Source organism: Bradyrhizobium sp. AZCC 2230, from assembly GCF_036924495.1.
Classification (GTDB): domain Bacteria; phylum Pseudomonadota; class Alphaproteobacteria; order Rhizobiales; family Xanthobacteraceae; genus Bradyrhizobium; species Bradyrhizobium rifense.
Genome location: NZ_JAZHRS010000001.1, coordinates 7,471,217 through 7,490,337, shown reverse-complemented (window position 1 = coordinate 7,490,337; position 19,121 = coordinate 7,471,217). Strand labels below are relative to the sequence as shown.

24 protein-coding genes are annotated in these 19,121 nt (G+C 64.2%); 15 read left to right on the top strand and 9 right to left on the bottom strand.

Annotated elements, in window-relative coordinates:
• Positions 1-224: 224 nt before the first annotated feature.
• From V1280_RS35795 to V1280_RS35775, 5 genes are all read left to right on the top strand, one after another.
• On the top strand, positions 225-1,139 hold the full coding sequence (locus V1280_RS35795; RefSeq protein WP_334535358.1) for a LysR substrate-binding domain-containing protein: 915 nt from the start codon (positions 225-227) through the stop codon (positions 1,137-1,139).
• A gap of 307 nt (positions 1,140-1,446) precedes the next feature.
• Positions 1,447-1,674, top strand: coding sequence for a hypothetical protein (locus tag V1280_RS35790; RefSeq protein WP_027534256.1), 228 nt, complete (start codon positions 1,447-1,449; stop codon positions 1,672-1,674).
• A gap of 39 nt (positions 1,675-1,713) precedes the next feature.
• Positions 1,714-1,944 (top strand): hypothetical protein, encoded by a 231-nt coding sequence (locus tag V1280_RS35785; RefSeq protein ID WP_334535357.1) that lies wholly within the window; start codon positions 1,714-1,716, stop codon positions 1,942-1,944.
• Between the two features lie 108 nt (positions 1,945-2,052).
• Entirely contained in the window at positions 2,053-5,049 is a 2,997-nt protein-coding gene (gene uvrB, locus V1280_RS35780; RefSeq protein ID WP_334535356.1) for an excinuclease ABC subunit UvrB, read from the top strand.
• Between the two features lie 50 nt (positions 5,050-5,099).
• Positions 5,100-6,026, top strand: a complete 927-nt coding sequence (locus V1280_RS35775; protein WP_334535355.1) for an HNH endonuclease — start codon at positions 5,100-5,102, stop codon at positions 6,024-6,026.
• 67 nt (positions 6,027-6,093) lie between these two features.
• Here the strand turns inward: V1280_RS35775 and V1280_RS35770 are convergent, their stop codons facing one another.
• Together V1280_RS35770 and V1280_RS35765 are read right to left on the bottom strand one after the other, a co-directional pair.
• Complete coding sequence (locus tag V1280_RS35770; RefSeq protein WP_334535354.1) at positions 6,094-6,480, bottom strand: hypothetical protein; 387 nt, start codon at positions 6,478-6,480, stop codon at positions 6,094-6,096.
• 249 nt (positions 6,481-6,729) lie between these two features.
• Positions 6,730-6,966 carry a hypothetical protein gene (locus V1280_RS35765; protein WP_334535353.1) on the bottom strand — a complete coding sequence of 79 codons (237 nt, stop codon included), beginning with the start codon at positions 6,964-6,966 and terminating at the stop codon, positions 6,730-6,732.
• A 156-nt stretch (positions 6,967-7,122) separates the two neighbouring features.
• On the opposite strand from V1280_RS35765, the gene V1280_RS35760 reads away from it, so the two are divergent.
• The 5 genes from V1280_RS35760 (at position 7,123) to V1280_RS35740 (ending at position 10,053) form a co-directional block, all read left to right on the top strand.
• On the top strand, positions 7,123-7,398 hold the full coding sequence (locus V1280_RS35760; RefSeq protein ID WP_334538493.1) for a hypothetical protein: 276 nt from the start codon (positions 7,123-7,125) through the stop codon (positions 7,396-7,398).
• Between the two features lie 196 nt (positions 7,399-7,594).
• Positions 7,595-8,035 (top strand): nuclear transport factor 2 family protein, encoded by a 441-nt coding sequence (locus V1280_RS35755; protein WP_334535352.1) that lies wholly within the window; start codon positions 7,595-7,597, stop codon positions 8,033-8,035.
• Positions 8,036-8,248: 213 nt separating this feature from the next.
• Positions 8,249-9,166, top strand: coding sequence for a hypothetical protein (locus tag V1280_RS35750; protein ID WP_334535351.1), 918 nt, complete (start codon positions 8,249-8,251; stop codon positions 9,164-9,166).
• Between the two features lie 173 nt (positions 9,167-9,339).
• The gene (locus V1280_RS35745; protein ID WP_334535350.1) at positions 9,340-9,768 is read left to right on the top strand and encodes a hypothetical protein; all 429 of its coding nucleotides are present in this window, start codon (positions 9,340-9,342) and stop codon (positions 9,766-9,768) included.
• 147 nt (positions 9,769-9,915) lie between these two features.
• Complete coding sequence (locus V1280_RS35740) at positions 9,916-10,053, top strand: hypothetical protein (RefSeq protein WP_187437467.1); 138 nt, start codon at positions 9,916-9,918, stop codon at positions 10,051-10,053.
• A gap of 65 nt (positions 10,054-10,118) precedes the next feature.
• Here the strand turns inward: V1280_RS35740 and V1280_RS35735 are convergent, their stop codons facing one another.
• The 3 genes from V1280_RS35735 to V1280_RS35725 all read right to left on the bottom strand — a co-directional run bounded on the left by V1280_RS35735 (position 10,119) and on the right by V1280_RS35725 (position 11,398).
• Positions 10,119-10,265, bottom strand: a complete 147-nt coding sequence (locus V1280_RS35735; protein ID WP_027534250.1) for a hypothetical protein — start codon at positions 10,263-10,265, stop codon at positions 10,119-10,121.
• 201 nt (positions 10,266-10,466) lie between these two features.
• Positions 10,467-10,946 carry a MaoC family dehydratase gene (locus V1280_RS35730; protein ID WP_334535349.1) on the bottom strand — a complete coding sequence of 160 codons (480 nt, stop codon included), beginning with the start codon at positions 10,944-10,946 and terminating at the stop codon, positions 10,467-10,469.
• A complete protein-coding gene (locus V1280_RS35725; protein WP_334535348.1) occupies positions 10,946-11,398 on the bottom strand; it encodes a MaoC family dehydratase in 453 nt (150 codons plus the stop codon). Before V1280_RS35725 ends, V1280_RS35730 begins: the two co-directional genes overlap by 1 nt.
• Before the next feature lie 157 nt (positions 11,399-11,555).
• Between V1280_RS35725 and V1280_RS35720 the strand changes: the two genes are divergently transcribed.
• A complete protein-coding gene (locus tag V1280_RS35720; RefSeq protein WP_027534247.1) occupies positions 11,556-11,852 on the top strand; it encodes a DUF4282 domain-containing protein in 297 nt (98 codons plus the stop codon).
• Positions 11,853-11,982: 130 nt separating this feature from the next.
• On the opposite strand, the gene ychF is transcribed toward V1280_RS35720, so the two are convergent.
• The 4 genes from ychF to V1280_RS35700 form a co-directional block, all read right to left on the bottom strand.
• Positions 11,983-13,080 (bottom strand): redox-regulated ATPase YchF, encoded by a 1,098-nt coding sequence (gene ychF / locus V1280_RS35715; protein WP_334535347.1) that lies wholly within the window; start codon positions 13,078-13,080, stop codon positions 11,983-11,985.
• A gap of 5 nt (positions 13,081-13,085) precedes the next feature.
• A complete protein-coding gene (gene pth / locus V1280_RS35710) occupies positions 13,086-13,691 on the bottom strand; it encodes an aminoacyl-tRNA hydrolase (RefSeq protein WP_334535346.1) in 606 nt (201 codons plus the stop codon).
• A gap of 58 nt (positions 13,692-13,749) precedes the next feature.
• Positions 13,750-14,490, bottom strand: a complete 741-nt coding sequence (locus V1280_RS35705) for a 50S ribosomal protein L25/general stress protein Ctc (RefSeq protein ID WP_334535345.1) — start codon at positions 14,488-14,490, stop codon at positions 13,750-13,752.
• A 320-nt stretch (positions 14,491-14,810) separates the two neighbouring features.
• Positions 14,811-15,062 (bottom strand): accessory factor UbiK family protein, encoded by a 252-nt coding sequence (locus tag V1280_RS35700; protein ID WP_148777675.1) that lies wholly within the window; start codon positions 15,060-15,062, stop codon positions 14,811-14,813.
• A 184-nt stretch (positions 15,063-15,246) separates the two neighbouring features.
• Here V1280_RS35700 and V1280_RS35695 point away from each other — a divergent pair, with 184 nt between their 5' ends.
• From V1280_RS35695 to pgeF, 4 genes are all read left to right on the top strand, one after another.
• Positions 15,247-15,978: a dienelactone hydrolase family protein gene (locus V1280_RS35695; protein ID WP_334535344.1), complete on the top strand. Its 732-nt coding sequence runs from the start codon at positions 15,247-15,249 to the stop codon at positions 15,976-15,978.
• Positions 15,979-16,187: 209 nt separating this feature from the next.
• On the top strand, positions 16,188-17,033 hold the full coding sequence (gene lgt / locus V1280_RS35690; protein ID WP_334535343.1) for a prolipoprotein diacylglyceryl transferase: 846 nt from the start codon (positions 16,188-16,190) through the stop codon (positions 17,031-17,033).
• A 20-nt stretch (positions 17,034-17,053) separates the two neighbouring features.
• On the top strand, positions 17,054-18,172 hold the full coding sequence (locus V1280_RS35685) for a class I SAM-dependent methyltransferase (RefSeq protein ID WP_334535342.1): 1,119 nt from the start codon (positions 17,054-17,056) through the stop codon (positions 18,170-18,172).
• Positions 18,172-18,939: a peptidoglycan editing factor PgeF gene (gene pgeF / locus V1280_RS35680; RefSeq protein WP_334535341.1), complete on the top strand. Its 768-nt coding sequence runs from the start codon at positions 18,172-18,174 to the stop codon at positions 18,937-18,939. Before V1280_RS35685 ends, pgeF begins: the two co-directional genes overlap by 1 nt.
• Positions 18,940-19,121: the final 182 nt, after the last annotated feature.

Below are 19,121 nucleotides of genomic sequence, written 5' to 3'. Positions count from 1 at the left end.
GCCGCATCCGCAATCACCGTGGTAGTTGGACTCGCGGAGAGTCCCCCTCACCCGGAATTTGCTCTCGCAAATTCCGGCCTCTCCCCGCACGCGGGGAGAGGCGAAGAGCACCGCCTCCGCCGCAACAAATCAGCATGAATTACGCTGATGTTTGTGCCTCGCTTGCCGCGTCGGCGCAACTGAGTTATCTTGGCCTGGCATCAGCTTTCCTGAGGGTCTTGCATTTGCGGCGGCTGCTCTTTCTCAACGGCATCAAGGCATTCGAGGCGGCGGCGCGCACCGGCAGCTTTGCCGCGGCCGGCATCGAGCTGAGCGTGTCGGCGGCCGCCGTCAGCCGCATGGTGCATCTGCTGGAAGAGCGGCTCGGCGTCGCGCTGTTCGAGCGCAAGGCCAACAAGCTGGTGCTGACGCAGGCAGGCCGCGCCTATCAGAGCGGGCTGACGCCGATCTTCGATGCGCTCGCAAGCCTCACCGCGCAGGTGACGGCGCCGTCCGGCGTCCGCGTGCTCACCATCGGTGTCGGACATACGTTTGCGATGCGCTGGCTGATCCCGCGGCTGTCGGAGTTTCGCAGCGAGGAGCCCGACATCGAGGTTCGCTTCACCACCGGAGGCGCCGAGGTGCCGTTCGGCGAGGACTGGAGCTGCGGCATCAAGCTCGGCACCGGCGACTGGCCGGGGCTGGTGGCCGAGCCGCTGTTCGCCGGCGACCTCACGCCGGTCTGCGTGCCCCGTCTCGCCTCCGGCCTCAAGCGCCCGGCCGATCTCAAGGGCCCGAGCCTGATCCGCGTCACCCATTCAACCGAGGACTGGCCGATCTGGCTGAAAGCCGCCGGCCTGCCCCGCATCAACGCGCGCGGGCCGGAGTTCCAGTTCTACGGCCAGGCGCTTCAGGCCGCCGCCGACGGACTCGGCATCGCCATGGGCATCCGGCCCTATATCGACGACGACCTCGCCGCCGGACGTCTGATCGCGCCGTTCGACCTCTCGGTGCCCAAGGGCATGCGCTGGTACCTGCTCTACCGCAGCTTTCAGACCGAGCACCGCGATTTTGCCGCGTTCCGCCGCTGGATCATGCGTTCCGCGGCGGAACCCGCAGCCCGGCCGCGGCGGGTCGGACGGACTTCGGCTCGGAACTGAGCGCTCAAGATGAATCTTGGTTGAATTCGGTGCGGGCCGAGAAGTCGGTCCACCTCTCCCGCTTGCGGGGGAGGTCGGCGCGAAGCGCCGGGTGGGGGCTCTCTCCACATTGAGGCTATCGCTTGCGGCGACACCCCCACCCCCGCCCTCCCCCGCAAGCGGGAGAGGGAGCGCACCAACTGCGCGGAAACGAGTTTCCATCACCCTTTCGGGTGAAAAAGCCGGCTGCTTGTGAACGACTTCACATTTCGAAATCGGCAAATGTGGTCCTCTAACCCTCCGACAAGAGAGTATTTGGGGACTACCAATGACGACCCTCTACGACGGCTTTGACATCGAATCCTTCGAAGCTGGCAAGGGACTGTGGCACGCCCGGATCCGGCGCGCCGATTTCAGCCCGGTTGCCATCGACGGCGTGCTGTTTCCGGCCATGGAAGTCGGCTTCGCCTGGCCCGATCCCGACGCCGCGATCGCGGACGCCAAGCATCACATCGATCGCTTCCGCCGCCGTGCCGACGACAGCGACGACGAATAGACCCATCGACAGCGCGGCGTAACAGGGGGACACCGGTTCATGTCAGTCATCGACTTCGAAGACGCTCCGCAGCCGAGAATCTATTCGCGCAAGGTGCTGGCGAAATGCCCGGAATGCGACGGCGATCTCACGGTGCTCCGCGTGATCGGCGGCCGCGCCGGGTGCGAGTACTGGACCATGCGCTGCACCGATTGCGGCGGGATCTATCTCGACATCCTCGAACCGCGCCTGACGGTCGTGGACGGCGACGGACCGCTGTCGGCGGCATAGTCGCAAGATCACTGAACCAGGGCCTGCTGCCAACCTGCTGTCAGCAGCCTGCGCACGGGACGGACTTTCACCCTTTTCTGGGCGGCGGACTCGTCCCATATTCCGGGCATGGCGAAGAAACCTGCTCCCCCCAAATCCCCGAAATCCAAAGCACCTAACTCGAAGGCCCATCGGCCTGATGTGCAGCCGATCGGGCCGGCGCTGGCCGAACTGCTCAATCCCGCGATCAATCGCGGCGATGCCGGGCTTGGATCGGGCACCGGGCTGCAGCCGCCGCCGGACAATTCGCGCGACCGCCGCGCCGGAGGCGAGGCCGCCGCGCATCGGGCGCGCGCCTCGACGCCCAAAGACCTTCAAAAGCAGTTTCCGCAGGATAGTGCATCGGGCAGCGCGACTCGTGGCTTACCCCTCTCCCCGGCCCTCCCCCGCAAGGGGGGAGGGAGCGGAGAGGCTGGTGCGTTTGAAGAGGCGCCGCAGGCCAATTACGGAACAGCGGCGACCATCCCGACGCTCGATCCCGAACTGGCCCGCCAGCTCGGCCTTCCCACCGAGGAGGACGACGCCGAGGCGCTGGCGCGTCCGCCGCGCAACAAGATGGAGGCGCTCGGCGTCAAGGCGACCGCCGAGGCACTGGAGTCGCTGATCCGCGAGGGCCGGCCGGAGTTCCGCAGGGATGACGGCTCCACGAAAGTGTGGACCCCGCATCGCCCGCCGCGCCCGGAAAAGTCCGAAGGCGGCGTGCGCTTCGAGATCAAGTCGGAATACGAGCCGCGCGGCGACCAGCCGACCGCGATCGCCGAGCTCGTCGAGGGCATCCAGCGCAACGACCGTTCGCAGGTGCTGCTCGGCGTCACCGGCTCGGGCAAGACCTACACCATGGCCAAGGTGATCGAGGCGACGCAGCGGCCCGCCATCATCCTGGCGCCGAACAAGACGCTCGCCGCCCAGCTCTACGGCGAGTTCAAAAGCTTCTTCCCCGACAACGCGGTCGAGTATTTCGTCTCGTATTACGACTACTACCAGCCGGAAGCGTATGTCCCGCGCACCGACACCTATATCGAGAAGGACTCCTCGATCAACGAGCAGATCGACCGCATGCGCCACTCGGCGACGCGCGCGCTGCTCGAACGCGACGACGTCATCATCGTCGCGTCGGTGTCCTGCATCTACGGTATCGGCTCGGTCGAGACCTACACCGCGATGACCTTTGCGCTGAAGAAGGGCGAGCGCATCGACCAGCGCCAGCTCATCGCCGACCTCGTCGCGCTCCAGTACAAGCGCACCCAAGCCGATTTCACCCGCGGCACGTTTCGCGTGCGCGGCGACGTCATCGACATCTTCCCGGCCCACTATGAAGACCGCGCCTGGCGCGTCAATTTGTTCGGCGACACCATCGAGACCATCGAGGAATTCGATCCACTCACCGGCCACAAGCAGGACGAGCTCGAATTCATCAAGATGTACGCCAATTCGCACTACGTGACGCCGCGCCCGACGCTGGTGCAGGCGATCAAGTCGATCAAGTCCGAATTGAAGATGCGGCTCGACCAGCTGCACGACCAGGGCCGCCTGCTGGAGGCGCAACGGCTGGAACAGCGCACCACCTTCGATCTCGAGATGATGGAGGCGACGGGCAGCTGCGCTGGCATCGAAAACTATTCGCGCTACCTCACCGGGCGCCTGCCCGGCGAGCCGCCGCCGACGCTGTTCGAATATGTCCCCGACAACGCGCTGGTGTTCGCCGACGAAAGCCACGTCACCGTGCCGCAGATCGGCGGCATGTTCCGCGGCGACTTCCGCCGCAAGGCGACGCTGGCGGAATACGGCTTCCGTCTCCCCTCCTGCATGGACAATCGGCCGCTGCGCTTCGAGGAATGGGACATGATGCGGCCTCAGACGGTCGCGGTGTCGGCGACGCCGAGTGCCTGGGAGCTGAACGAGAGCGGCGGCGTGTTCGTCGAGCAGGTCATTCGCCCGACCGGCTTGATCGATCCGCCCGTTAATATCCGTCCTGCCCGCACCCAGGTCGACGATCTCGTCGGCGAGGTGCGCGCCACGGCGCAGGCCGGCTATCGCTCGCTGATCACCGTGCTGACAAAGCGCATGGCGGAGGACCTCACCGAATATCTGCACGAGCAGGGCATTCGCGTGCGCTACATGCACTCTGACATCGACACCATCGAGCGCATCGAGATCATCCGCGATTTGCGTCTCGGCGCCTTCGACGCGCTGGTCGGCATCAACCTCTTGCGCGAAGGCCTCGACATTCCCGAATGCGCGCTGGTTGCCATTCTCGATGCCGACAAGGAAGGTTTTCTGCGCAGCGAAACATCCTTGATCCAGACCATCGGCCGCGCCGCGCGCAACGTCGACGGCAAGGTGATCCTCTATGCGGACCAGATGACGGGCTCGATGGAGCGCGCCATCGCCGAGACCAACCGCCGCCGCGAAAAACAGGTCGAGTACAACACGGAGCACGGCATCACGCCGGCGAGCGTGAAGAAGAACATCGGCGACATCCTCAACTCCGTCTACGAGCGCGACCACGTGCTGGTCGAGGTCGGCGGTCACGACATGACCGACGACGTCATCTCGATCGGCCACAACTTTGAAGCCGTGCTCGCCGATCTCGAAACCCGCATGCGCGAAGCGGCAGCCGATCTGAACTTCGAGGAAGCCGCCCGCCTGCGCGACGAAGTCAAGCGCCTGCGCGCCACCGAGCTCGCGGTGGTCGACGACCCCACCGTCAAGCAGCGTACCGTTACAGGCAAGGCCGGCGCCTATGCGGGAGCGAAGAAATACGGCGACGCCGCCAACCTGCCCGTCAGCGCCATGAAGAAAAAGACCGTGAGCTCGGCGCTGAAGGCGAGCGGCGGTGGAGCCGCCGGCAGCGGCTCGAAGGTGCACAAGCCGCATCTCGACGAGATGCATGGGCCGGAGTCGTTGCCCTATCGCGAGAGCCAGACGCTGCCGTCAAAGCCGTTCGGCGGAAACAGCCGGATCATCCAGCCGACGGATTCGCGGCAGTCGGGGCCGGAGTTCGGGCCCGCGCCGAAGTCGACGGGCGGGATGCCGGGGCACAGGGGTGGGTGGAAGAAGAGGTAGGGGCACTGGCAGACAACAACCCCTTGTGATTATGCTGACAGGGGGCATGCATGATCAACCTTTTCATCGCCAACACGGACAATTCATGGTTTGACTTCCTCTCCTCTGAAGGAAGTTTGCCAGAGGTCAATTTTTGGTCGCCGGGCGAACAGGGCTTCAAGGCGCTTCATCCAGGCGAGCTTCTTGTCTTTCGTTTGAAGAGCCCACGCAACAAGGTGGGTGGCTTCGGCGTCTTTAGCAGCCACTCTTCTCTCCCAATTCAGATGGCTTGGGAAACGTTTGGCAGGGCAAACGGTGTTTTCTCCTTAGAGGCATTGCGCAACACCATTGCTCGGCTGCGACCCAACGTGGCCGTCGCCCCTTCAACCAATATTGGCGCTACCGTCTTGGTTGAGCCTGTATTCCTGCCCGAGCATCTTTGGTTTGACCTCCCAGCATCATGGTCCTCAAGCATTCAGCGTGGAAAACGCTACTCAACAGAGGACATCGAAGGTCGGCAACTTTGGGATCACCTCCTAGATTCGGCAAGACTGGCCGCGACGACCAACGTCGCAGGATTCCCGTCTCATGAACAAGCACGTTTCGGTGCTCCCACCTTGATTACGCCGCGACTTGGACAAGGCGCATTTAGAGTAGCGGTCACTGAGGCGTATGGCAGGCAATGCGCAATCACGAATGGCAAGGTCCTTCCTGCCTTAGACGCTGCACATATAAAGCCGTATTCAGAGGGAGGGCACCATGCGAAGTCGAATGGCATCTTATTGCGGAAAGATATCCATTCGGTGTTCGACGCCGGCTATGTGACTATCAGGGAAGATCTCACCTTTGCCGTCAGCAACAAGGTGAAGGAAATCTTCAACAACGGCGAAGAGTATCTTCGATTGCACGGCCGCTCGTTGAGACTCCCGGACAACATTGTGGATCGGCCGGACTTGGATTTACTTAGATGGCACAACAAGGAGCGCTATCTGGGCTAGCCATTGAATAAGCGGCTTTGGCCTCGAACTCGGACGTCAAATTGACTTCACGTAACAAGCCGCTCCCTCACCCCACGCTCGCCGTCACCACCGCCATCACCGACAGCAGCAACACGATGGTCACGAGTTGGAGCGAGGCGACCGGGTGGGTGCGCCATTCGGTGATCTTGTCGGAGAGCGACAGCGTGCAATCGAAGAATTTTGGTTCGTAGACGGTCTTGCAGAAGGCGGGAAAGCTCGACCCGAGCGTGACCGCAACGGTCGCATGAACCAGCGAAGCGAAGCCGACGAAGATGGCGACGCCGGGGTCGCCGACGAGATCGTGGTTGCCGCACAGTTTGAGCAGCAGCGCCGCGGCGGCGAAGGTCGGGAAGCTCTGCAGGATCGCGGTCAGCGCAAAGCCTTCGAGCGCATTGCGCAGGCGGGACTTTCTTGCGGCGGCGGTGACGGCCATGGCACGTCTCCCTGATGACAGGCGGATGATGTTAGCCGCGATGTCAAAAGCGAGATGTGAGCTGGCTCACGCGGTGATGGTCACCTCGCCCCGCTTGCGGGGAGAAGTCGAAATCCGCGCTTCGCGGATTTCGGGTGAGGGGGTACAGGTCTCTCCACCATCTCATCCGTGGAGAGAACCCCTCACCCCAACCCTCTCCCCGTGAGAACGGGGCGAGGGAGCAGACCGCCAACGCCGATAGAGTAATGCTTACAGCTTGCCCTGCCCGTTCACCTGGCTCTGCTGTTGCTGCTGCTTGTCCTGCTCCTTGGCATGGTGGCGGCCGTAGAGGCAGCCGGCGGCGGCGCCGAGCACGCCGTGATGGCCGGCATAATGGCCGGCGACACCGCCGACGACGGCGCCCTTGATGCAGCCCTTGGCGTTGGCGGCGGAGGTCGCGCCCAGCATGAGCAGTGCGGCAGTGACGGCGATGAGCGGGGATTTCATGATCGATGTCTCCGGATCCGGTGTCGCCGTCTCAACGGGCCTGGGTCGCTCCCGGTTCCAGCGCTTGCTTGGGTGAAGAAAGCCCGTTGAACCTCCCTCGCCGTTTCCCAGACCCAATCCCTTGGCGTCGTGCACGCCGGCTGGGTATGGATGCCGATGAAAGTCGCGTTGCTTGCAATCTTGGGGCTGTTCCTGGGGGCGTTGGGCGGAGCCGCGCTCGGCATCGGGGCCGGGCTCGCCTGGGTCGAGATCGCGCAGACCACGAGCTTCGAAGGCTATAGCGGCATGCTGGTGTTCTTCACCTTCATTCCGCTCGGGGCGGCCATCGGCGGGGTCGGCGGCGCGCTGTTGTTCGGCCTGCTCGCCATGCGCGACGACGCGATTGCGATCGAGCGGGCCCCCGCAGCGGAACCGGCGCGGAGCCAAGACTGATCGAACACCAGTAAAATTACGGGGTTCTATTGTAAATCTCACATTTCGCGCTCACTTGTGCATTGCAAAAATGTGAATTGCGTTTTGGCCGAAATGCCCTATTTGTTTGTGTACTAATGAATTAGCAACCCACAGCACCTACTGTGCATGGGGTTGTTTTCCGTTTTTCTGCAAGCCAGTTTCAGGACGCCCCAAAATGACAGAGCACAGCCTCTGGCGTTTCTCGCGTGCGTTGCACCGCGCGATCAACGACCGGCATTTCGAGGACATCGAGGCCCTGATCGACGAGGACGTCGAGTGGGCGATCTATGGCCCGATCGACATGTTTCCGTTCCTCGGCGCGCGCCAGGGCAAGGCGGCCGTGCTCCAGGTCATCCGCCAGCTCGCCGACAATTTCCACGTCCGCCGCTTCGAGCGCGAGAGCATCATGCTGGGCGTCGATTCCGCGTCCTCGATGCTGCGCTATTCGCTGACGGCGCTGGATTCCGACAAGCCGATCAGCTTGCGCGTGGCGCAGTTCGCCCAGTTCAAAGCGGACCGGCTCATCAGCATGCGGGTGCTGATCGATACTTTCGACCTGGTCGAGCAGGCACTCGGCCGCGCCATTCATCTGCCAAAGATGACCAGCGTCGGCTGAGGGGGACACCAACGGGCTCCGCAATCCGGGACCGATCGATTGATGCTCCCGCGACGCGTTCCGGCCTCCAGCCCCGCCGGACGCCGTCGTGGAGATGCTCGTCATCGGGCGCGTGCGCTTTGCGCGCGGCCCGTTGGTTCGTCATTCTGGGCGCCACAATTTTGCAACGATAGCGCCGCATCCTGTGGGCGAACTGGGCTTGCGGGCAAGGCAATGGAATTCACGACAGGTTTTGGCTGGATCAGGCTGCCGCTGGCGGCTGCGTTCATTTTCGGCTCGGTGCTGGCGGCCTCAGCCCAGATCATCCCGCCCTTCTCCCCTCCCCCCGGCACGACTGCGCCTGACGAGGACGCCGACGCCGCTGAGACCGCCGATGTCAACGACCCCGACGTGCTCAAGGGTATCGACGTCGACAAGCTCGACTGGAGCCAGCTCGCCATCGACGCCGGCACGCTCAACGACCTCATCGCCGCCAAGAAGCGCGCGCAGGCCGCCGCCAGGGACGGGATGGACTGGTCGACCAACGCCAATGCCAACGGCTCCTCGGGGGTGAAGGTGAAGCAGTCGGTGTCGTCGTTCTGGGACACTCGAATCGGCGCCGACATGACGGTGGCGAAAGAGCCGACCACGATGTCGGAGCTGATGGCGCAGAAGGCCGCCAATGGCGGCAACCTGCCGCAATCCTCCGGCAGCGCCTGGGCGGCCGCGACCGCGCCGGGCGCGGGCCCCGTCTGGGACAAGACTGCGGTCGAAGCCCGCGTCGATCCCGGCGCCGAGCAGAGCAAGCTCGGGGCGTCGCTGACCAAATCGGTGCCGCTGTCGACCGATTATTCGCTGACGCTCCAGAACGGCTACAGCGTCAACCAGCAAGGCAGCACGGCGCTGCCCGGCGTCGTCGGCCACGTCAGCCGCAATTACGAGACCGAGCAGTCCGCCAAGGTCGAGATCACCGGCACCGGCACCAGCGTCACCGCCGGCCAGACCATGTCGACCAACGACGACAAATGGCTGCGCAAGTTCGGCGCCGAGCAGAAGCTGTTCGATAACGTCACCGTCTCGGGCTCCGTCGGCGAAACCTCGCAAGGCGCGATCAACAAGAGCCTGACCGCGGGCTTCAAGAAGAGCTGGTGAGCCTTCTTTAAGAGTGTCGTAACCATACGCCACGGCAAAACCCCCGAATGGTCCGCCCTTGCCGCAACTCGGCCCCGTTCCGGTCAAAATCGGACGCCCTGATGCACCGGCCTGACACACGTCGTCGTGCGGGGGACACTCGCGCTGCGCTCAACGCGAATAGGGGAATAACGATGAACGCCATGCGTCCGGAAAAGACCGAGACCACCGCCGAGACCGAGACGGTCGACACCAACCTCGCCGCCGTGACGGAAGTCGAAGCCGGCATCCGCGATTTCGTCCGCAACGACATCGCGTATCTGCGCCGGCCGGCCGCGGCCACCACCACCGATGCGCCGCCACTCGATCCGAGCGCGGAAGCCACCGTCACCAACGTCAACTCGCTGATCCAGCGCGTTGCCGGCACCTCGCTCGCCGAGATCGAAAATTTGATCTCCGAGCTCGAGAGCCTGCGCGACCTGCTCCATGCCGAAGGCCAGCGCGTCCAGCGCGAGATCTCGGGCTACGCCCAGCTCAGCCAGGCCGCGATGAAGTCGACCCGCATGATCGCCGACAACGTATCGCAGTGGAAGCGCGCCGCCGACGGCCTGCGCAACAGCTGATCATTCGTACAAGCATCACCAGCCGCCGCGTTCCGCAAGGGGCGCGGCGGTTTTGATTTCGGGTGCCGCTCTTGAACCCGCCACCCATCCCCGGCGACCAATGCCAAGCGCCCGCAGCCTTTGCGGCCGGGCTCGGGGACATTTCAGATGGAAAGCATTCGGCCCGATAACACGGACCCGATACCGCTGCGGCCTGCGCCGAACCAGTTCGGGACCATCATGCTGCGCTTTGTCGGGCTGCTGGCGGTTGCGATCGCGATCTTGGCGTTCGTCTATAGCCGCTGAGGCCGGAGGCCGCCTCGCGGCCCCGGGCGGAGGCCACTTCGTGGCCCCGCGGAGTTAACGAGCGCTTAACGGCTCGCGTCGACGCTCGAGGCTTCCAGGGTGTAGGCGCCGTCGGCGTAACCCTTCACCACCATGCCGGCCACCAGCATCACGGCCAGCGTCGCGGTAGCGAAGATAAATCCGACCAGCTTGAGTGCGCCGCGGTCTGCCATTGTTCTCGTCCCCTGTCCTCTGCCCAGTTCGTTCAAATAGACAGCGACAGGTTCATAATTGGTTAGCAACTCGATGGTTCCGGCAACTGCTTCGCAGGGACCCGCCATCTCGAAAAGGCTTATGGCAGTGGCCTGGAATCGCGTCCATAGCGCGCGGGCAACACTCGCGCGTTGTTTTCGGCCGTTCATCCTGGAACTGGTCTAAGCGCCCTTCCGCATCGGCACGAAGGCCGAAGCGGTGATGGAATAGACCTCCTCGCCGCGCTGGTTGGTGCCGGTGGTGCGGGCGGTCAGGATGCCCCAGCCGGGGCGCGAGGCAGAGGTACGCTTGTCGATGACGGCGTTCGCATAGCTGATGGTGTCGCCGGCCAGCACCGGCTTGATCCAGCGCAGGTCGCGAAAACCCGGCGACGGCCCCCACACCGCGACCTCCTCGCCGCGCGCCGCGGCCTCCCGCGCCAGACGCTGGCCGTCCGCGACAAGCAGGCTCATGCAGGCCGAGCCGACATGCCAGCCGGACGCGGCGAGCCCGCCGAACAGCGAGTTCTTGCCCTCCTCCTCGTCGAGGTGGAAGCGCTGCGGATCGAACTTTGCGGCGAACGTCTTGATGGACTCCGCCGTGAACGTATAGGCGCCGATCTCGCGGCGATGGCCGATCTCGATCTCCTCGAAGAATGGCATCAGACCGCCCCCGCGCGCCGCGCGATCAGGATCGGCGAGGTCATCTCGCACAACGCTTCGCCCCTGGCGTTACGCATCGTGCATTTGAACTTGACGATGCCGAGGTTCGGCCTGCTCTTCGAGGTCCGCGCCTCCACGACGTCGACGTCGAGCATGAGGTCGTCGCCGGGCCGAAGCGGGGACAACCAGCGCACCTCATCGACGCCAGGAGATCCCAGCGACGCGGCGCGGGTAATAAAACCGTCGGCCATCATCCGCATCATCAGCGAGCAGAGGTGCCAGCCCGAGCCGGACAGGCCGCGCAGCATGCTTTTGCTGGCGGCCTCCTCGTCCAGGTGCATCGGTTGCGGATCGAACTCGGCGGCGAAAGCCAGGATCTCGTCGCGGGTGACATGGCGCGGGCCGAACGTTCCATACCGGCCGGTCGGGAAATCTTCGAAGGTCAGGGTCATCTTGGGAATGCTTTGTGAATGACAGATTGTGGCCGCACTTTGCGGCAATCTCAACCCGCCGGCCCGCATGGCTCGTGCTACATTCGGCGAGTCGGGCCGGACCTGCCTCATTGTCGGATTGACGCAGCCGGGGGCGCCATTTGCCCGGGGGAGAGAGATGTTTTCATTCAGCGATCTGTTTCAATGGGACCGCTTCATCACGCCGACGATCATCAAGACCTTCTACTGGCTGGTGATCGGCGTGATCTGCCTGTTCGGACTCTCCGGAATCTTCGCCGGCCTCACCGCGATGGCGATCAGCCCATTCGCCGGCTTCCTGGTCGTGCTGGAGTCGATCGCGGGCGTCGTCGTCGGTGTGGTGTTCTCGCGCATCGCCGCGGAATTAATCCTGATCGTGTTCCGCATCAACGAGCATCTCGGCGCGATCCGGGATCAGGGCGGCGGGGTGCGGTAGCTCGTCATTGCGAGGAGCCCGCGACAAAATTGCGAAGCAATTTTGCGCTGGCGACGAAGCAATCCAGACTGTCACCGCGGAAACAGTCTGGATTGCTTCGCTTCGCTCGCAATGACGAGGAGGAAAGATCTTACGTATTGAACCGGAAATGCATCACGTCGCCGTCGGCGACGACGTATTCCTTGCCTTCGAGGCGCAGCTTGCCGGCATCGCGGGCGCCGGCTTCACCGTTCAGCGCGACGTAATCCTCATACGCAATGGTCTCGGCGCGGATGAAGCCTTTTTCGAAGTCGGTGTGGATCACACCGGCAGCGCCCGGTGCCTTGGTGCCGCGATAGATGGTCCAGGCGCGCGCTTCCTTCGGGCCCACCGTGAAATAGGTGATGAGGTCGAGCAACGTGTAGCCGGCGCGGATCAGGCGATCGAGGCCGGCCTCTTCGAGGCCCAGCGTTTCCAGGAAGTCGGCGCGCTCGTCGCGCGAGATGGTGGCGATCTCGGATTCGATCTTCGCTGAGATGACGACGGCGATGGCGCCTTCCTTGGCAGCCTGGTCCTGCACCGCCTGCGAGAACGAATTGCCGGTCGCAGCCGAGCCTTCCTCGACGTTGCAGACATAGAGCACGGGCTTCGACGACAGCAGGCCAAGCATGCCGAAGGCACGCTCCTCCTCGGCCTTGCGCTCGACAAGGCGCGCGGGCTTGCCTTCGCGCAACAGCACCAGCGTGCGGTTGACGAGGTCGAGCTGCTCCTTGGCGTCCTTGTCGTTGCCCTTGGCCTTCTTGCTGAGGTTGTCGACGCGCTTCTCGAGGCTGTCGAGGTCGGCGAGCATCAACTCGGTCTCGATGGTCTCGATGTCGGCGAGCGGCGCGATCTTGCCCTCGACATGGGTGATGTCGGAATCCTCGAAGCAGCGCACGACATGCGCGATGGCGTCGACCTCGCGGATGTTGGCCAGGAACTGGTTGCCGAGGCCTTCACCCTTGGAGGCGCCGCGCACGAGGCCCGCGATGTCGACGAAGGTCAGCCGGGTCGGAATGATCTGGGCCGATTTGGCGATCGCCGACAGCTTGTCGAGCCGCGGATCGGGCACCGCGACCTCGCCGACATTCGGCTCGATGGTGCAGAACGGATAGTTCGCGGCCTGCGCCGCGGCCGTCTCGGTCAGCGCATTGAACAAGGTCGACTTGCCGACATTGGGCAATCCGACGATTCCGCATTTGAATCCCACGAGCGTTATTCCTTGCCGTTCTCGTCCTTGGTCAAAAATCCCTTCGCCTGCATCGCGAGATGCACCCTGTTGGCGAAGGTCGCGTCCGTGCCTTTGACGATCAGTGCGGCATGCTCGGCCACCGCATCGCAGAGCGTCGTCACCCAGTCGTTGTCGGTCTTGGCGAAGTCCGACAGCACATGGCCGTGCACCATCTCCTTGACGCCGGGATGACCGATGCCGAGCCGGACCCGGCGGTACTCGTTGCCGATATGGGCCGAGATCGAGCGCAAGCCATTATGCCCGGCGATGCCGCCGCCGATCTTCACCCGCACTTTGCCCGGCGGCAGTTCGAGCTCGTCGTGAAACACCGTGGTGTCGCCCGGCGCGATCTTGAAGAAGCTCGCCGCCTCCTGAACGCTGCGGCCGGAATCGTTCATATAGGTCGTCGGCTTGAGCAGGATCACGCGCTCAGTGCCGAGCGTGCCTTCCGAGGTCTCGCCCTGAAAGCGACGGCGCCATGGTGCGAAACCATGACGCCGCGCAATCTCGTCGACGGCCATGAAGCCGATATTGTGCCGGTTACGTGCGTATTTCGCGCCGGGATTGCCGAGCCCAACAAAGAGTCGCATGACGCGGCGCGCCCCTGGCTCGGCGCGCGATCAGAGACCGCGCGCCAGCTATGAGAGATTACTTCTTCTTGTCGCCGCCGGCCGGAGCCTTGGCAGCAGGAGCCTTGGCAGCTGCCGCCGGAGCAGCTGCACCCGCAGCCGGAGCAGCACCTGCCGCCGGAGCAGCTGCACCAGCCGCCGGAGCCGCGCCACCAGCAGCAGCCGCAGCCGCGGCCTTCTGCTCTTCGGCGTAGCCGGACGGCGGCACGATGGTGACGAGGGTCGCGTCCGCGGAGGTCAGCGCCTTCACGCCGGCCGGCAGCTTTACGTCCGACAGATGCAGCGAGTGACCGATTTCGAGCGAGCCGACGTCAACCTCGATGAACTGCGGAATGTTCTCGACACCGCACTCGAGCTCGATCGCGTGGGCGACGATGTTGACAGCGCCGCCGCGCTTCACGCCGGGCGAACCTTCCGCCTTCACCACGTGCAGAGGCACGCTGATGCGGATGGTGGCGCCTTCGCCGAGCCGCATGAAGTCGACATGGATCGGGAAGTCCTTGACCGGATCGAGGTGGTAGTCGCGCGGAATCACGCGGTGCTTCTGGCCTTCGAGGTCGATGTCGACCAGCGTGGTCAGGAACCGGCCGGCGAGGATGCGCGTGCGCAGTTCGCGATCATCAACCGAAATCGGGAGCGGGGGCTGCTTGTTACCATAGATCACTCCGGGCACTTTCCCGGCGCGACGCTCAGCCCGGGCGGCCCCCTTGCCGCTCTTCGGACGTGCGGTCGCCTTCAATTCCTTGACGGTCGTCGCCATAGTCTAAGTCCTTGTTTTTGCAAAAGTTAATGGGCCGCAGCGCGGCCCATGGCATCATTCGCAGCAAGCCTCCAGGGGTGCGGGGGCCACGAACTGCCGGGCTTTTACCCGGAAGATGCAGAAATGACAAGGAGAATGGGCTGTGGGGGCGAGTTCCCCACCCTCCCCTGGAGGGGCAGGGTCGGCGCGTAGCGCCGGGGTGGGGTGACGGTCCATCCATTGAAGCGGTGCCCGAGTGGAGAGATCACCCCACCCCGCAGCGCATTCCGCTGCGCTCCATACGCTGCGACCCTCCCCTCCAGGGGAGGGTAAGAGGACCCCTACCCGCCGAGCTTGGCTTCCAGCGCCGCGATGCGGGCCTTCAGGGCCTCGTTCTCCTCGCGGGCGAGGCGGGCCATGTCCTTGACGACCTCGAACTCCTCGCGCTTGACCAGGTCCATGTCGCGCAGGAATTTTTCGGCCTGGTTGCGCAGCACCGTGTCGAACTCACGCTTGGCGCCCTGGGCCGCGCCGGCGGCGTCGTTCATCAAGCGGCCGATCTCGTCGAAAAACCGGTTGGTGGTCTGCGTCATGTCGGTCTCCTGATCGGTCTTTTGGCGGCCTGCGATAAACTTTGCGCGAACAGCGGATAAGACAATGGCAATCCGCGGAGGCCGGTTCAAGGGCCGCGCGGCGGTATCCTTGTCATGCCCCGGTTTCCTTGCAATCGTATTCAACGTCCCTGCATAACAAGAATCACAAGGCGGAACGCAAGACATGATCGAGCAGCAGATCGCAATTCCCACCAAGGACGGCCACACCGCCACCTTCATCGTCCATCCCGAGCGCGGCGGACCGTTCCCGGTCATCCTGTTCTACATGGACGCGCCCGCGATCCGCGAAGAGCTGCGCGACATGGCGCGCCGGCTCGCCACCGCAGGCTATTACGTGATGCTGCCGAACCTCTATTACCGCTCGGGCGTAATGGAGCTCGGTGCGCTGCCGGCCGATCCGAACGCGCCGGAGCGCAAGCGCATGTTCGCGCTGATGGGCTCGCTCACGATTCCCATGATCATGGACGACACGCGCGCACTGCTCACCTATGCCGAAGGCCAGACGGCCGCGAACACCAAAATCATCGGCACCGTCGGCTATTGCATGAGCGGCCGCTACGCCGTCAACGCCGCCACGCATTTCCCCGATCGCGTCAAGGCGGCCGCCTCGGTCTACGGCACCCAGCTTGCGACGGACCAGGACGACAGCCCGCATCTCGCGGCAAGTAAGACCAAGGCCGAGCTCTATTTCGCCTGCGCCGAGACCGACATCTATGCGCCGACCGAGATCATCGAGAAGGTCAAGCAGGGCATGAGTGGTGCCAAAGCCGAGGTCGAGATCTATCCCGGCACCCATCACGGCTTCGCCTTTCCCAAGCGTCCGGTCTATGACCGCGACGCTGCCGAACGGCATTGGGAGCGCCTGCTGGCGCTCTACCGCCGCAATCTTGTGTGAGCAGAATGGATCAGTCTATCCGCGAACTCGGTGCACCTCTCCCGCTTGCGGGGGAGGTCGGCGCGAAGCGCCGGGTGGGGGTTCTCTCCTCACGGAGATTGTCTCGATCGCGGAGATACCCCCTCCCCGACCCTCCCCCGCAAGCGGGAGAGGGGGCGCAGCTCCGTCGGGGCGGCAGCTTGCCCATCACTCTCTAGAAGCAAGGCGCGATGCCCTTTCTGCTCATCGACTTTCCGTCCTTCAACCCGATCGCGGTCGCGATCGGGCCGTTCGCCATCCGCTGGTACGCGCTGGCCTATATCGGCGGCATCGTCATCGGCTGGCTCTACGCGCGCTCGCTGCTGAAGAACGAGCGGCTGTGGGGCGGGCCCGCGCCGATGTCGCTGGTGCAGATCGACGACTTCATTCTCTGGGTCACGCTCGGCATCATCCTGGGTGGCCGCACCGGCTACGTGCTGTTCTACAATTTGCCCTTCTTCATCGATCATCCCACCGCGATCTTCCGGCTGTGGGAGGGCGGCATGTCGTTCCACGGGGGCTTCCTCGGCTGTGTCGTCGCCGTGATGTGGTTTGCCTATCGCAACGGCATCTCGATCCTGTCGCTCGGCGACATCACGACCGCAGTCGCCCCGATCGGGCTATTGCTCGGGCGCATCGCCAATTTCATCAACGGCGAATTGTGGGGCCGCGCCACCGATGCAAGCCTGCCCTGGGCCATGATCTTCCCCAACGATCCCACACACCTGCCCCGCCACCCCAGCCAGCTCTATGAAGCCGGCATGGAGGGCGTTCTGCTATTCGCGGTGCTCGCGATCGCGATCCGCCTCGGCGCGTTGAAGCGACCCGGCATGATCCTCGGCGCCTTCATCCTGATCTATGGCCTGACCCGCATCGCCGGGGAGCATTTTCGCGAGCCGGACGTCCAGCTCGGCTTCCTCTGGGGCGGATTAACCATGGGCATGCTGCTGTCGATCCCGATGCTTATCGTCGGCGGTATACTTATTGTATGGGCTGTCAGGCGCGGCGCGCCGAGGCCCGCCGAGGCCATTCGTTAAATTCATTTCGAGAAGACCACGTGACCGAACAGCCACTGCTCAACGAGATCAAGGCGCTGATCAAATCCTCAGGCCCCATGCCGGTCTGGCGGTACATGGAATCGTGCCTGATGCATCCGCGCTACGGCTATTACGTCTCGCGCGATCCATTGGGCCGGGAAGGCGACTTCACCACCGCGCCCGAAGTCAGCCAGATGTTCGGCGAGTTGCTGGGATTGTGGAGTGCCTCGGTCTGGAAGCAGATGGGCTCGCCGCAGTTCCTGCGGCTGATCGAGATCGGCCCCGGCCGCGGCACCATGATGGCGGACGCGCTGCGCGCGCTTCGCGTGCTGCCGCCGCTCTATCAAGGGCTCAGCATTCATCTGGTCGAGGTCAATCCGGTCCTGCGCGAGCGGCAGCAGGCGACATTGTCGGGCGTGCGCAACAACATCGCCTGGCATGACAGCATCGACGAGGTTCCTGAAGGCCCGAGCATCATCCTCGCCAACGAATATTTCGACGTGCTGCCGATCCACCAGATGGTGAAGCTGGAGGATGGCTGGCACGAGCGCGTGATCGAGATCGACCCCAACGGCAAGCTTCAGTTCGGCGCGGCTTCCGAGCCGACGCCGCGCTTCGACGTATTGCTGCCGCCTCTGGTGCGCGCAGCGCCGGTCGGCGCCGTGTTCGAATGGCGACCCGATTCCGAGATCATGAAGCTCGCCACGCGGGTGCGCGACCAGGACGGCGCGGCGCTGATCATCGATTACGGCCATCTGCGCAGCGATGCCGGCGACACCTTCCAGGCCATCGCACGTCACAGCTTCACTGATCCGCTGAAGGCGCCGGGCCAGGCCGACGCCACCGCCCATGTCGACTTCCAGGCACTGGCGCGCGCGGCCGAGGATGTCGGCGCCCGCGTGCACGGGCCGGTGACGCAAGGCGATTTCCTCAAACGTGTCGGCATCGACACCCGCGCGGCCGCGCTGATGCAGAAGGCGACGCCGGAGGTGGCCACCGACATTTCCGTGGCGCTGAAGCGGCTGACCGACACCGGGCGCAGTGGCATGGGCGCGATGTTCAAGGTGCTAGGCATCTCCGAGCCGCGGCTGACAAACCTTGCGGGCCTCAGCGATCTCGAACAGGCCGGAGGCCATTGATGACCCTCACTTCGTCGCTGCTGTCGGCGGTGCCCGGCCTGCGCCATTCCTTCTTCACGCGTGAAGGCGGTGTCTCGAACGGCATCTATGCGGCGCTGAATGGCGGGCTCGGCTCCAACGACGATCAGGCTCTTGTTGCAGAGAACCGCCGCCGCATGGCCGAGCATGTCGGCGTTGCGCCGGAGCGCTTCCTCAGCCTGCATCAGATCCATTCGCCCGACGTCCGCGTCGCCGATGCGCCCTGGCCAAGCGGCCCGCGGCCGAAGGGCGATGCGCTGGTCACGAAAACGCCCGGCATCGCGCTCGGCGTCTCCACCGCCGATTGCGGACCGGTGCTGTTCGTCGATCCCAACGCGGGTGTGATCGGCGGCGCGCATGCCGGCTGGAAGGGCGCGCTCACGGGCGTCCTGGAATCCACGATTCTAGCGATGGAAAAGCTCGGCGCCACCCGCAGCGGCATCATCGCCGCGATCGGCCCGTTGATCCGGCAGGACAGCTACGAGGTCGGCAACGAGTTCGTCGCGCGCTTCATCGAGGCGGAGGCGGACAACGCTGTGTTCTTCATCCCGTCGGTGCGCGAGGGTCACGCGATGTTCGACCTCGCCGGCTTCATCCGCAAGCGGCTGGAAGCCGCCGGCATTTTGATGATCGACGATCTTGGCATCGACACTTACGCCGACGAGCGCTTCTTCAGCTATCGCCGTTCAGTTCATCGCAAGGAGCCGGATTACGGCCGCCATATTCACGCGATCGCGCTGGAAGGGTGAACACACCGGCAACATTGCGTCATTCCGGGGCTCGCGAAGCGAGAACCCGGAATCCATCGCGCACCGGTTGACGCGGAGAAATGGATTCCGGGTTCGCGCCATCCAAGTCGGCTATAGCCGACTTGGATCTTCAGATTTGCCGAACTCGGGTAAACCGAGTTCGGAGGCGCGCCCCGGAATGA